Below are 13,579 nucleotides of genomic sequence, written 5' to 3' on the forward strand. Positions count from 1 at the left end.
ACCGAGAGCAGGAGCGCGCATTGATCATATTCCGTTACCTCACCCGCGAGATTCTGCTGACCATGTCGGCGGTGGCCGGGGTGCTGCTGCTGGTGATCATGGGCAGTCGGTTTATCCGCTATTTTGCCAACGCCGCCGAAGGCGAGATCCCGGCGAACATCCTCGGCTCGCTGATGCTCTATCACATGCCGGGCTTTCTCGAGCTGATCCTGCCGCTGGCGTTCTTTCTCGGAATTCTGCTGGCCTATGGCCAGCTCTACCTCAACAGCGAGATCACCGTGCTGGTGGCCTGCGGCACCAGCCCCAACCGCTTGCTGACGGTCAGCCTGGTGCCCGCCGCCCTGGTGGCACTGCTGGTCGGGATATTCAGCCTGTGGCTGACCCCCGCTGGTGCCTTGCACAACGAACTGGTGCTGGAAGAACAGCGCAGCAAGCTCGACTTCTCGGCGCTGGCGCCAGGGCGTTTTCAGGAGTTCGGCAGTGGGCGTATCGCCTACGCCAGCGACGTGTCCGAGGACGGCGAGCGCATGCAGGAGGTGTTCATCAGCGAACGCCAGAAGCGCAATGACGGCTCCCCCGAGAGCGTGGTGACCCGGGCGACCCAGGGCTACCAGTCGGTGGATCCGGACACTGGCAGTCGCTATCTGGTGCTGGAAGACGGTGAACGCTATAGCGCAGAGGCCGGTCGCGCCGACGCCGAGCGGCTCGAGTTCGGTACCTACGCCGTGCGTCTGGCGCGGGCGGTGGAGGCGGTCGAGACCGACTCGGCGGAGTTTGCCACCACCACGACCCTGCTGAATGACGCTTCGCCCGAGGCCAGGGCCCAGTTGCAGTGGCGACTCGGCGCTCCCCTGATGGTGTTCGTGCTGACCCTGTTGGCCCAGCCGCTGTCCCGGGTCAATCCACGCCAGGGCCGCTTTGCCAAGCTGCTGCCGGCGATCTTTCTGTACGTGGCCTACCTGAGTCTGCTGCTGGCGGCCATGGACGCCATCGGCAGCGGCAGCCTGCCTGCCGTCATCGGCATGTGGCCGATCCACGCAGGCTTCCTGATCCTCGGCCTGGGACTGGCCTTCAATGCCCAACGCAAGGGAATGAGCGGATGATTCTCGATCGCCTGGACGGCTACATCGCCCGCAACGTCCTCGCTGCCATTCTGGTAGTGCAGGTGGTGCTGCTGGGCCTGGACCTGATCATCACCTATATCGATGACCTCGGAGACATCGAAGGCGGCTATGGTGCCTTCGAGGTCTTCCTGTTTCTGTGCATGCGCCTGCCCTGGCGCTTTTATCAGTATGCCCCGGTAGGCGTGCTGATCGGCGCCCTGATCGGACTCGGCAGCATGGCTTCCAACAACGAGCTGACGGTGATGCGGGCGGCGGGACGGTCGCTGGCGCGCATCGTCTGGGGGGTGATGAAGCCGATCATCCTGGTGGTGGTGATCGTGCTGACGGTGGCAGAGTTCGTCAGCCCCAGAACCGAGCAGTTCGCCCACGCCTGGAAGGTGCAGCAGATGCAGGGCGAGGGCGCGGTGGTCACCGAACGCGGTGGCTGGCAGCGCGAGGGCGACGACTTCTATCGCTTTGGTGCGATTCGCGCCGACGACACCGTGCTGGATCTGACCCGCTACGAATTCGACGGCCACCGGCTGGATTCGGTAACCACTGCCAGGCGTGCGGTGTGGCAGGGCGACTTCTGGGAGTTGCAGCAGGTCGAGACGACCCGCTTTGCCGATGACCGCACCGAGGTCGACAAGGTGGCTAGCCTGCGCTGGGACACCAGCCTGTCGCCGACTCAGCTGTCGCGTCTGCTGCGCGACGTGGAGACCCAGGCACCGAGCGAGCTGTGGGCCTATGCCGACTATCTGGACGAGCAGGGCCTGGAGGCCACCCAGCCGCTTCTGTACTTCTGGCAGAAGATGCTGATGCCCCTGACCATGGCCTCGCTGGTATTGGTAGCGGCGTCCTTCGTGTTCGGCCCGCTGCGCACCGTGGCCGCCGGGACGAGGGTATTCTACGGGGTCATCACCGGGCTGGTGTTCAAGTACCTGCAGGATCTGCTGGCACCGGCCTCCACGGTATTCGGCTTTTCGCCGGCTTGGGCGGTGCTGGCCCCCACACTCGTGTGCGCCCTGCTGGGACTTCACCTATTGAGGCGGTCGGGGTGAAGGGCGGCATGGACACTCTCGATAGTCCCGGCGCCAACGTTAGTATGCGCCTTGCCGAGACTTCACCTGCTGAGCAAACCCAATGACACGACGCTTTCCCCTTCTCGATGATGTCTGGCCCGCGGGGTTGGGCCGACGTCTGGGCGCCATGTTCTACGACAGCTTTCTGTTGCTGGCCATCTGGATCGCGATTACCACCTTGCACGTGCTGGTGGTGCGCAAGCTGCTGGGCCTGGCCCCGGAAGAGGTGGGGGCAGGCGTTTGGCAGGTGCTCAGCCTGCGACTGCTGCTGGTGGTCGCGGCCTTTGCCTTTTTTGCCTTCTTCTGGCGCCGCGGGGGCATGACCCTGGGGATGCAGGCCTGGCGCCTGCGCGTCCAGACCCTCGACGGCGGGCCCATCAGCCTGCGTCAGACCATGCTGCGCTTCGCCGTGGGAGCGTTTTCCTTCGTGCCGCTGGGGCTGGGCCACTGGTGGGTGCTGTTCGACGCGGAACGGCGCAGCTGGGCGGATCTGGCGTCTGGCACTCAGGTGGTAGTGCTGCCGAAGGCGGCGAAGCGATAATCCTGCAACGAGCGCTTACGCGAGACTCCTGAACAGGGCAGCTTACCCCTCAGCCCGACTCGGGCGTCTGCCATCGACCCTTCACCCTCTGCAGCGCCCGGCCGACGTTCTCACTGAGATGCTGCTCGGCCCCTCCCCATCCAGCCTGCACGAGTCGCTCCCCTCTGTTTCCTTCCTGGTTTTCTGGATGCTGTCGATTGGCTGTCGATTGGCTGTCGATTGGCTGTCGGCAGGGGCAGCGCTTGAGCTGAGTCATGTAAATTCAAATCTTTAGCTAAGGTAAATACGAATTACTCTTGAAAAGGTTGCACGTCGCTATGGGAATCATTTACATTGGCTATAGTGATTCAGGAGAGATGGCGATGTACGTATGCCTGTGCAAAGGGGTCAGTGACCGACAGATTCGTCAGAGCGTCGATGACGGCGCGCGTAGCTGGCGTCAGGTTCAGCGTGAGACCGGTTGTGGCACCCAGTGCGGCAAATGTGCCTGTGTGGGCAAGCAGATCACCCGTGACGCCATCCAGGAAGCGTCGAGTCTGGAAGTCGAAGCGCTGGCCTATGCGGTATAGCCTTGGTCGTCGGTACGCTCTTGCGCTACTTCCTTTGCGGTAGTCTTTTGAATTAGCAATCGATATCGTTGTAGTTGCGGTTTTCAAGATTCTGATTTTATTGAGTTTTTTCATGGATGCCCTATACTGCTTCTTGACGGGAGCTGGTAGGGCATTGCTTGTCGTGCCAGTGTGTCTGTAGCCCCGCGTCTGTTGCCCTGTGAAGGCGGGCGAGGCCAAGGAGAGACGTCGCCTCTGCGGCGTCCGATGCAAGACGGTTCGATCAACGACGACTGGCCACGGCCGGTCGGCAATCACCGGCAAGCACATGACCGGCAAGCACAAGTCCGGCAAGCACTGAGGAGTTTTCCATGAAAGGCGATCCCAAGGTCATCGAGCATCTCAACAAGGTGCTGGGCAACGAGTTGGTGGCCATCAATCAGTACTTCCTGCACGCCAAGATGTACAAGGACTGGGGCCTGGCCCGGCTGGCCAAGTGGGAGTACGACGAGTCCATCGAAGAGATGAAGCACGCCGACATTCTGATCGAGCGGATCCTCTTTCTCGAAGGCATCCCCAACCTGCAGGACCTCGGCAAGCTGCATATCGGCGAGGACACCCGCGAGATGCTCGAGGCCGACCTGGCCGCGGAGCATACCGGGCGTGACGACCTGATCGAAGCCATCACCTACTGTGAGCAGGTGCGGGACTACGTCAGCCGTGACCTGTTCCAGAAGATCCTCGACGACGAGGAAGAGCACATCGACATCATCGAGACCGAGCTGGGTCTGATGGACAAGGTCGGCTTGCAGGCGTATCTGCAGACGCAAATGCAAAAGGCCGGCGGCGAAGAGTGATTTAGCGCTGGCGCATTGCATCGACAGCGCCCAGGCAAGCAAAAGGGGAAGCCAGCGGCTTCCCCTTTTTGCGTCTGCGTGTTCCGTTGCCTGCGTGCTGGCCAGGTCGTGTGGACTTGTGTCGCCGGGCTGGCGCTGTTGGACCAGCGTTATCGAACTGGCAGCGTCGGACCGGCGACATGGATCCGGGCGCCGTCAGGGCCTGCTAGGCGCTGTCGGAAAAGTCGACGAGCGATGGTTAGACAAGGCAAAAATCGGTGAGAAAGCGCAGTTTACGGGGTGTAAATGAGCATTTTGACCGGGCTGGCGCACCAGCCGATTTTTAACGCCGTATTACCGAGCGCAGGCAGTTTTCAGACAAGCCCTAGAACGCCTTCTCGAGGGCAAAGCGTGGAGTGGTAACACCTTCGACGTCGATGCTCTCGCAGAACATCTCAAGCGGGCGCACCCACAGGCCGTAGTCCCCGTAGAGCGCGCGGTACACCACCAGGGCCTCTTCGCTTTCGCTGTGATGGGCGACGCCGGTCACCTCGTAGAGCGGGCCCTTGTAGTGGCGATAGATGCCGGGCACCGGAAGGGGGGATTGCGGGGTTGTCATGGTCGGTTCCTTGTCTGGCTCATTTCACCCGGGTCAGTCTGGCCAGCGCCCGCGAGGCGGCGACAAAGCCGAAGCTGCCGGTGACAAAGGTGGCGGCGCCGAAGCCGCTCTCGCAGTCCAGGCGCGTGGACTCGCCGGCACCAGGCTTGGTGTGGCAGACCTCACCGTCCTGGCCGGGGTAGACCAGCTGCTCGTCGGAGTAGACGCACTCGACGCTGAAGCGGCGCTTGGGGTTGCGCGAAAAGCCATGGTCGCGGCGCAGGCGCGAGCGCACCTTGGCAAGCAGGGGGTCATGCTCCGTGCGGGTCAGGTCGGCCACCTTGATCCGGGTGGGGTCGGTCTGTCCGCCGGCGGCGCCGGTGACTGTCAGCGGCAGCTTGCGGCGCTTGCACCAGGCGATCAGTGCGGCCTTGGCCACCACGCTGTCGATGGCGTCGATCAGATGATCGGCGTCCTCGGGAATGCGTTCGGCGAGATTGGTCGGGGTGGCGAAGGCGACATCGGCGACGACCTCGATGCCGGGGTGGATGGCCCGACAGCGCTCGGCCAGCACTTCCACCTTGGGCCGCCCGATGGTGCCGTCGAGGGCGTGAAGCTGGCGATTGACGTTGGATACGCAGACGTCGTCGAGGTCGATCAGGGTCAGCTTGCCGACGCCGCTTCTGGCCAGCGCCTCCACCGCCCAGCTGCCGACACCGCCGACCCCGACCACCACCACGTGGGCTTGCGCCAGGCGGGCGCTGGCGGTGGTGCCGTAGAGACGGCGAATACCACCAAAGCGCAGGTCATAGTCGTTGTCGCTGGGGTCAGTGCTCATCAGGAATCTCGCTGGGTCGTTGCGGTCACGTTGGCGTTGGTGGTGCTGACTGGCCGGGGCAGGTGGGCGCGCCAGCCGAAACGGTCGAACAGCCGCGTCATGCAGGCGTCCAGTGGGCAGCACAGCGCCATCGGGGTGCGATGGCGAGGATGCTCGAACTCGAGCGAGGTCGCCGCCAGCAGCAGCCGATCGCAGTCCAGGCTGTCGCGAAAGAAGCGGTTGTGATTGCCCTTGCCGTGCTTGGCGTCGCCGATGATCGGGTAGCCGATGCCGGACAGATGACGGCGTATCTGGTGGCGCCGGCCGGTCAGCGGGCGGGCTTCCATCAGCGAGTAGCGAACCTGAGGGTAGCGGTCGATACGTACCGGCAGCTCCACGCTGTCGAGTCGGCGCACCTCGGTGATCGCGGGCATCGCCGGCATCTCGGCCTTGGGCCGGCTACCGTCTTCCTCGCGCAGTGCCCGGTCGATGCGCTCGGTCTCGGGGCCGATGCCGCGCACCACCGCCAGGTAACGCTTGGTCACCTGGCGCTCGGTGAAGGCCTCGGCCAGCCGCCGGGCCATGTCCGAGGACAGCGCGAACACCATGACCCCCGAGGTAGGCCGGTCGAGCCGATGCACCGGGTAGACCCGCTGGCCCAACTGGTCGCGCAGGCGCTGCAGCAGGAATTCGCGCTCGCCACGGGCCAGCGCGCTGCGATGCACCAGCAGCCCGGACGGCTTGTGCACCGCCACCAGATCGTCGTCCTGGTAGAGAATGGGCAAGGGCAGGGACATCGCGGCGATACCTATGGCGTGAATGCGGGCTCGAGGCGCGCTATTGTCGCCATGTTGCGGCGATCTGTCATCCGGATTGCGACGACTCCGTGAGTCGAGGGGCATCTCTGGCTACGGCTTTGGTCTATGATGGGCCCCGACAATCGGTGAGAGAGCAGGCTATGACCCGAGGGATAGGGATGCTGCGCTGGTGCAGGGACTGGGCACCGGTCCTCAAGGTACTGTCGGTACTTTGGCTGGTGCTGGCGCTGTTCATGCTGCTGCCCTGGGGGGTGCTGGTATGGGAAGGCGACGCTGACGCGCCGGCCTTCGCTCGTTCTCTGCTGGTGGTGCTGGCCACGGTGCTGATGTGCTGGTGGCTGACCTGGCGGATACCGGTGGCGCTCAAGACCCAGCAGATGTTCGTGCTGACCACCCTGAGCTGGGTCAGTATCAGCGGTTTCGCCAGCCTGCCGCTGGTGCTTGGCGCGCCCCATCTGTCGCTGACCAATGCGGTGTTCGAGTCGGTCTCGGCGATCACCACCACCGGCTCCACCATCCTCACCGATATCGACCAGCTGTCCGATGGTCTCAAGCTGTGGCGGGGTTTGATGCAGTGGCTCGGCGGCATCGGGATCATCGTCATGGGCATCGCCATCCTGCCTTTTCTCAAGGTCGGCGGCATGCGCCTTTTTCAGACCGAATCCTCGGACTGGTCGGACAAGGTGATGCCGCGTACCGGCGGCATCGCCAAGGCCACGCTCGGCATCTACGCCCTGGGCACCCTGGTGGCGATCCTGGCCTACGGTATCGGCGGCATGGCACCGGTAGACGCGGTGGTACACGCCATGAGCTCGGTGTCGACCGGCGGCTTCGCCAACTCGGATGCCTCCTTCGGGGCCTACGCCGACCAGCCGCATCTGTTGTGGATGGGCACCTTGTTCATGTTGCTTGGCGCCTTGCCCTTCGTGCTCTACATCCGCTTTCTGCGCGGCTCGCCGCTGGCCTTGTGGCGCGACGAGCAGGTCCGTGGGCTGGTGTGGCTGCTGGTGGTGGTGACGCTGATCCTCAGCCTATATCGGGTATGGCGAGGCGAGGCGATGTTCGATGCCCTGACTCACACCGCCTTCAACGTGGTCTCGGTGGTGACCACCACCGGCTACGCCAGCGACGACTACAGCCAGTGGGGCCCGTTCGCCGCCATGGCGTTCTTCTATCTGACCTTTGTCGGTGGCTGCAGTGGTTCGACCAGCGGAGGCATGAAGATCTTTCGCTTCCAGGTGGCGATCAAGATGCTGCTGAGCCAGCTGCGCTTCTTGATCCACACCCATGGGGTCTTCGTCTCTCGCTACAACGGTGCGCCGCTGTCCGATGAGATCAGCCGGGGCGTGGTGGCCTTCTCCTTCTTCTTCTTTCTGACCATTGCCGGCCTCGCCCTGGCCCTCGCCATGCTGGGACTCGATCTGGTCACGGCACTGACCGGGGCGGCCACGGCGGTGGCCAACGTCGGGCCAGGACTTGGCGATATCATCGGCCCAGCCGGCAACTTTTCCACCCTGCCCGACGCCGCCAAGTGGCTGTTGTGTGTGGGCATGCTGATGGGCCGCCTGGAAATCCTGACCGTGCTGGTACTGTTGACCCCGATGTTCTGGCGCAAATAGGTCTTTGGCGGCGGTGGGGGAGGTGATCGAGGGCGTAGTGTGCCGGGTTGGACAGACGGCTTGGCGGCTGCCATGTTGCACGGCAACATGACAGTCGACATTGGTCGTCTCGCCGAAGGTGGCGGCGGCGGTCATTCTGAGCTGACGTCCGTCGGGAGCCCCGTGATGAAACTGTCCCCTGCCTATCGCATCGCCGCCACCATCCTGCATGGATTCGACGAGTACCGCTCGCGCTTCAAGCAGATCACCCTGGACGCCAATCGACGCTTTCGCGACGCCGCCTGGCGCGAGGCCCAGCAGGCCTCGGCGGAGCGGATCAACCTCTATCAGGAGAAGGTCGACGAGACCCTGGGGCGCCTGCAGCGCACCTTTGACGAGGACATCCTGACCCACTGCGAGTGCTGGCGTGAGGCCAAGGGGCACTATGTCGAGCTGATCGGTCAGCGACTCGATTACGAGCTGGCCGAGACCTACTTCAATTCGCTGTTCTGCTCGATCTTTCATCACCGCCACATCCGCGATGACTGGATGTTCGTCAACTCCTCCAGGGACGCCGCGTCACACCACTCGGGCATCGAGCTGTGCCGACACATCGCGGTGGAGGGGGACTGGTCGAGGGCCATCGCAGAGGCGCTGGAGGGGGCCGAACTGGGCATGGAGTTCATCGACCTGGGCCACTGCGGACATCTGGCGCGTGACTTTCTGGTCGAGCACCTGCCGCAAGGGCTGGCGGACGGCACGGACACCGAAATCGAACTGCTGAAGAGCGTCTTCTACCGCAACAAGGGCGCCTACCTGGTCGGCCGCATCCACCGCGATGGCGAGCAGGTGCCGCTGGTGCTGCCGGTGCTCCACGAGGAGGGCAAGGGGCTGCACCTGGATACGGTGCTGATCGAGCCCGACGAGGTGTCGATCATCTTCTCCTTCACCCGGGTCTACTTCCAGGTCGATGCCACCGTGCCCCGTGAGTTCGTGGCCTACCTGCACATGCTGATGCCGGACAAGCCGATCAGCGAACTCTACGCTGCCATCGGCTTCTTCAAGCACGGCAAGACCGAGTTCTTCCGCGCCCTGAACCAGCAGATCGCGCGGCGCGAGGACAAGTTCATCATCGCCCCCGGGGTGCGCGGCATGGTGATGGCGGTGTTCGTGCTGCCCTCACACCGCACCGTGTTCAAGATCATCAAGGACCGCTTCGACCCGTCCAAGGCGATGAGTCGCGACAACGTGCGCGAGAAGTACGGCCTGGTCAAGCGCCATGACCGGGTCGGCCGGATGGCCGATACCCAGGAGTTTTCCTACCTGGTATCGCGCAAGGACCACTTCGATCCCGAATGCCTGGAGCACTTGCTTGAGGTGGCGCCGAGCAACGTCTACCTGAAGGACGACAAGGTCATCATCAAGCACTGCTACACCGAGCGCATGATGACCCCGCTGAATCTGTATCTGGAACAGTGCGACGAGACCGAGACCCGTGCGGTGCTCAAGGACTACGGCAATGCCATCAAGCAGATGGCGGCGGCCAACATCTTCCCCGGCGACATGCTGCTGAAGAACTTCGGGGTGACCCGCCACGGGCGGGTGATCTTCTACGACTACGACGAGGTGAGCTATCTCACCGAGTGCAACTTCCGGCATATCCCGGAGCCCCTCTACCCCGAGCAGGAGCTGGCCGACGAACCCTGGTACTCGGTGGGGCCCAATGATATTTTCCCCGAGGAATTCGGGCCCTTCCTGTTCGCCAATGTGCAGTTGCGCAAGCTGTTCTTCGAACTGCATCCGGAGCTTTTCGATGCCGACTACTGGAAGAGCCTGCAGGCGGCGATCACCGACGGTCAGGTGATCGACGTCTACCCTTATCGCAACAAGCAGCGCTTCGCCTCGGACCCCGGGGGCCTGACCTACTGAGTCCGTGGCGGCGCTGATTCAGACTCTCAAAGCTGTGGAGCGAGTTCATGTCCAAGGCCCCCCACCTGGTGGTGCTGACCGGCGCCGGCATCAGCGCCGAGAGCGGAATCCAGACCTTCCGTGCCGCCGATGGCCTGTGGGCGGATCATCCCATCGAGGACGTCGCCACCCCCGAGGGCTGGGCACGAGACCCGCAGCGCGTGCTGAGCTTCTATGACGCCCGTCGGGACCAGGTACGTGGCGCGCGTCCCAACGCCGCCCACCGGGCGTTGGCCAACCTCGAGGCGCGTGGCTTCGAGGTCAGCATCGTCACCCAGAACATCGACGATCTGCACGAGCGAGCGGGCTCCCGGCGGGTGCTGCACCTGCATGGCGAGATCATGATGGCGCGCTCCTCGGTGGACGAGCGCATGCGCTATCCGCTGGGGCGTCGCAATATCGCCATGGGCGACGTCTGTGACCGTGGCAGCCAACTGCGCCCGGACGTGGTCTGGTTTGGCGAGGCGGTGCCGGCCTATCAGGACGCCTGCGAGATCGTCGCCGAGGCGGACCTGTTGCTGGTGGTCGGCACTTCGCTGGCGGTGATGCCGGCGGCGGCCCTGATCAACGAACTGCCCTTCGATGCCGACTGCGTGCTGGTGGACCCCGACGAATCGCTCAGGGTGCCTGCTGGCGTTGCCCGGCTGGTGATGCCGGCAGGTGAGGGCGTGCCCGCCCTGACCCGTCACTGGCAGCGTGAAGGTCGACTGTTCATGCCGCAATTGGGCTAGGCCCGGGCGAAGGTGGCGCCGTCGAGCGGGTTGTCTAAAGAGCCTTCGAGCTGCCTGTGTAGAGAGCCATCGAGCGGGTGGTAGAGAGAGCGGTCTTTCGCGTGGCTTGCCTGACGCAGGCAATGGGGCGTGGTAGATTGGGCGCCCTTTGCCGCAGCCTGCATCCCGCCCATGTGTGACTCTCGTTTCGCCGATTCCGCCCCCTCCCAGCAAGACGCCCGCTCCGAAGATTCCGGCTCGACTCACGAAGCTTCAACTACCGAGGAGGCGTCCGCCGAGCGCCATCCGGGTGAGCCGAGCGCTGTCGGGGATCCGCACCTCGGCGAGAGCCGGAGCCTCGACCGGGACCCTGCCACCGGTCATCCGCGTCCCCCGCGACGAGAGTTCAAGGCGCGCGGCAGTTTCGTCACCCGTTGCGCCGGCTGCAATCTGCCCGAACTCAACTGCCTGTGCCCCTATCAGGCCAAGGCCGACTCTCGGGTCCAGGTGTGGCTGATCACCCATCCGCTGGAGCACCACAAGCCGACCAACACCGGCCGTCTGATCGCCGACGTGCTGGCGCCCACCCGAGTCTTCACCTGGTATCGCACCACGCCCGATGAAAAGCTGCTGGCGCTCCTGGCCGACGAGCGTTACGCCCCCTTCGTGGTATTCCCCGACGACCAGCCCGACTACGCCGACCGCGTGGTCGAGGTGGAGGCGGTTCGGCGAGTCCCCCGTGAGCGCATCCCGGTGCTGATCCTGCTCGACGGTACCTGGCGTCAGGCGCGGCGGATCTTTCGCAAGAGCCCCTACCTGGAACGCCTGCCGGTACTGCCGTTGAGAACCGATCGACTGACGCGTTATCGGTTGCGCAAGCCCGCTTCCCAGGCGCATCTGTGCACCGCCGAGGTGGCCGCCGAGCTATTGCGTCAGAGCGGCGAGGAAGACGCCGCTTCGGTGCTCGACGATTACTTCGACGTCTTCAACGACAGCTACGCCGCCAGTCGGCGCTACCACAAGATCGAGACGTCAAGCCCGGCCATGCGCAGGTTGGCCGCCCGGCGAGGGTGAGAGGGCGTGGTCAGGCATCGAGGCGAGGCGACGACAACGCCAGGATCGGTGTCGGTATACGCATAACTATGCCGTATTGAGCGGGTTTTTTCGGACCTGTCGGTATAGAACTACATTCCCTATCCACGACTGCTGGCTTGTGGTGTCGCGAATATCCTAGTTCGCCCGGGCTTTTTCTGGGAGACGCTCTTCTTTTGACACAGTTTCGTCAATCTGTGCGGCTTGGCGCACGAGGAGCGTTATGGATTTTCGTAGGCGTTTTCACCCCTGCCGACCTCTCCCGGGAGATCGCTGTCCTTCGCTGGCGGTGGATGGTGATGCCGCATTTTCCGTGGCGACGCTGGAGCGTCGCTTGGAAAAGGACCGTACCCGGGTCGTCCACAGTGCCAGCCTGCGTCGATTGCAGTTGCTGCCCCAGCAGGGCGCGGTGCTGGCCCACGCAAGCCAGAGGCGCCTGCTGTCGGCCTCGCTGGAGCGACAGCAGATGGGGCGCCGGATCGTGCAGATGGTCTATCGCAAGCTGGGCAAGCGGGCGGGTGACTGTGGCCTCGATGGTCTGGAAGACGCCTTCATCTGTCTGGTCGAGGTGGGCAGCCTGCTGCGTGATATCGGTCGACCTCCCTTTGGTCAGGCCGGAGAACTTGCGCTCTGCGGTTGGTTCGACAGCCATATGTCGGCCCTGGGAGGCCGCCAGCTGCCGCTGGCCAAGGACGATATCCAGGGCGCGGCCCTGCTCAACGAGCTGTGTCGGTTCGACGCCCAGGCCCAGGCGCTCCGCACCATCAGCAAGCAGGAGGGGATCTCGCTGACCCATGTCCAGGGCGCGGTGCTGCTGGGGGAGCAGGCGGTGTGGCGCGAAGTGGGCGACGATGGCCGTGGCCGCCAGGGCTACTGCTATCGTGCCGAGAGCGACCAGGAGACGGCCATGCGTGGTGTCCTGGGGCTGGGCCAGGATCATCGCCATCCGGCCAGCTATGTAGTGGATGCCGCCGAGGTCATTGCACGGACCCTGTCTCGTCTGGAGGCGGTGGTGGAGCGGGGGTTGATCGACCCGACGTCCCTGGTGGCATCGCTCAAGCAGGCCTACATAGAGGGGCTGGCCCGCCAGGGAGAGCCCTGGGCGAGTCTGGAGGAGCGGCGCTTCTCGCGCCACGGAGTAGTACGCCGCTGGAGCCTCGGTGGCATGCTGGACTGGGCGCTGCGCCGCTATGAGCGGGACAACGTCGAGGAACTGGGGCGCTTCTTTCACTACCTGCGACTGGCGCTGGGGCGCACCCTGGTCAATCACGCCGCCGATGCCTTCGTGGCCCACCTGGAGAACATTCGGGAGGGACAGCCTCAGTTGAGGCTGCTGAGCGCGGAGGTCGGCTGTCGCGCTCTGCTCGAGGCCTTCGACAGCCTGGCCACCCGGGTCGAATATCGGGATCCGGAGCTGGAACGGCTGGAGCTCGAGGGCTACCGCACCTTATGTGGACTGCTCGATGCCGCCCTGCCGGCGTTGCGCCTGCCGGAAGCGGCCTTCGTGCGACTGCTGGACGAGGGCCATGGCGCCTCGCCGCGGCTGACGCTGTGGGTGAAGCGGTTGCCACCCGGCGTGCTCAGGGTGTACCGCCAGGCCATGGCGCAGCCCTGGGAAGGGGCGAGCCGCGAGGTCTGGGAGGCCTACCATCGTGGACGCCTTGTGCATGACTGGATCTGCAGCATGACCGAATCATCGGCGCTGGAAGAGTACAGTCGCCTGCGTGTGGCCGGTCGTTCGCTGGCCTGACGGTCTGGAACTGTCGCGTCACCACCGGCCCGCCCAGCGTTGAAACGATGGGCCAGGGATGGCGTAGAGTTTCTGTCGACGATTCTGCACAGGCGAAGTCCCATGAGGCTGGCGACGG

13 protein-coding genes are annotated in these 13,579 nt (G+C 64.2%); 10 read left to right on the forward strand and 3 right to left on the reverse strand.

Features of this window, described 5'->3' with window-relative positions:
- Positions 1–20 precede the first annotated feature (20 nt).
- The 5 genes from lptF to bfr all read left to right on the forward strand — a co-directional run bounded on the left by lptF (position 21) and on the right by bfr (position 4,131).
- A complete protein-coding gene (gene lptF / locus NFG57_RS02665) occupies positions 21–1,103 on the forward strand; it encodes an LPS export ABC transporter permease LptF (RefSeq protein ID WP_083970631.1) in 1,083 nt (360 codons plus the stop codon).
- The gene (lptG, locus tag NFG57_RS02670; protein ID WP_222515692.1) at positions 1,100–2,164 is read left to right on the forward strand and encodes an LPS export ABC transporter permease LptG; all 1,065 of its coding nucleotides are present in this window, start codon (positions 1,100–1,102) and stop codon (positions 2,162–2,164) included. The genes lptF and lptG overlap by 4 nt, the downstream gene beginning before the upstream one ends.
- 82 nt (positions 2,165–2,246) lie before the next feature.
- Positions 2,247–2,726, forward strand: a complete 480-nt coding sequence (locus NFG57_RS02675) for an RDD family protein (RefSeq protein WP_124804931.1) — start codon at positions 2,247–2,249, stop codon at positions 2,724–2,726.
- A gap of 362 nt (positions 2,727–3,088) precedes the next feature.
- Positions 3,089–3,295 carry a (2Fe-2S)-binding protein gene (locus NFG57_RS02680; protein ID WP_045994717.1) on the forward strand — a complete coding sequence of 69 codons (207 nt, stop codon included), beginning with the start codon at positions 3,089–3,091 and terminating at the stop codon, positions 3,293–3,295.
- Positions 3,296–3,645: 350 nt separating this feature from the next.
- A complete protein-coding gene (bfr, locus tag NFG57_RS02685; RefSeq protein WP_045994716.1) occupies positions 3,646–4,131 on the forward strand; it encodes a bacterioferritin in 486 nt (161 codons plus the stop codon).
- A gap of 364 nt (positions 4,132–4,495) precedes the next feature.
- Here the strand turns inward: bfr and NFG57_RS02690 are convergent, their stop codons facing one another.
- The 3 genes from NFG57_RS02690 to NFG57_RS02700 are packed head-to-tail and all read right to left on the reverse strand — an operon-like array spanning position 4,496 to position 6,322.
- On the reverse strand, positions 4,496–4,729 hold the full coding sequence (locus NFG57_RS02690; protein WP_348815296.1) for a DUF1653 domain-containing protein: 234 nt from the start codon (positions 4,727–4,729) through the stop codon (positions 4,496–4,498).
- Positions 4,730–4,748: 19 nt separating this feature from the next.
- The gene (tcdA, locus tag NFG57_RS02695; protein WP_045993071.1) at positions 4,749–5,546 is read right to left on the reverse strand and encodes a tRNA cyclic N6-threonylcarbamoyladenosine(37) synthase TcdA; all 798 of its coding nucleotides are present in this window, start codon (positions 5,544–5,546) and stop codon (positions 4,749–4,751) included.
- Complete coding sequence (locus NFG57_RS02700) at positions 5,546–6,322, reverse strand: pseudouridine synthase (RefSeq protein WP_045993072.1); 777 nt, start codon at positions 6,320–6,322, stop codon at positions 5,546–5,548. Before NFG57_RS02700 ends, tcdA begins: the two co-directional genes overlap by 1 nt.
- A 161-nt stretch (positions 6,323–6,483) precedes the next feature.
- On the opposite strand from NFG57_RS02700, the gene NFG57_RS02705 reads away from it, so the two are divergent.
- The 5 genes from NFG57_RS02705 to NFG57_RS02725 all read left to right on the forward strand — a co-directional run bounded on the left by NFG57_RS02705 (position 6,484) and on the right by NFG57_RS02725 (position 13,461).
- Positions 6,484–7,962 (forward strand): TrkH family potassium uptake protein, encoded by a 1,479-nt coding sequence (locus NFG57_RS02705; RefSeq protein WP_045993073.1) that lies wholly within the window; start codon positions 6,484–6,486, stop codon positions 7,960–7,962.
- Positions 7,963–8,127: 165 nt separating this feature from the next.
- A complete protein-coding gene (gene aceK, locus NFG57_RS02710; RefSeq protein WP_108131228.1) occupies positions 8,128–9,870 on the forward strand; it encodes a bifunctional isocitrate dehydrogenase kinase/phosphatase in 1,743 nt (580 codons plus the stop codon).
- A gap of 47 nt (positions 9,871–9,917) precedes the next feature.
- The gene (locus NFG57_RS02715) at positions 9,918–10,640 is read left to right on the forward strand and encodes an NAD-dependent deacylase (RefSeq protein WP_045993075.1); all 723 of its coding nucleotides are present in this window, start codon (positions 9,918–9,920) and stop codon (positions 10,638–10,640) included.
- A gap of 171 nt (positions 10,641–10,811) precedes the next feature.
- The gene (locus NFG57_RS02720; RefSeq protein WP_348815298.1) at positions 10,812–11,693 is read left to right on the forward strand and encodes a DTW domain-containing protein; all 882 of its coding nucleotides are present in this window, start codon (positions 10,812–10,814) and stop codon (positions 11,691–11,693) included.
- A 241-nt stretch (positions 11,694–11,934) separates the two neighbouring features.
- Complete coding sequence (locus NFG57_RS02725; RefSeq protein ID WP_348815300.1) at positions 11,935–13,461, forward strand: hypothetical protein; 1,527 nt, start codon at positions 11,935–11,937, stop codon at positions 13,459–13,461.
- Positions 13,462–13,579 lie beyond the last annotated feature (118 nt).

Origin of the sequence: Halomonas sp. H10-59 (assembly GCF_040070555.1) — a bacterium.
Taxonomy (GTDB): Bacteria; Pseudomonadota; Gammaproteobacteria; order Pseudomonadales; family Halomonadaceae; genus Halomonas; species Halomonas litopenaei.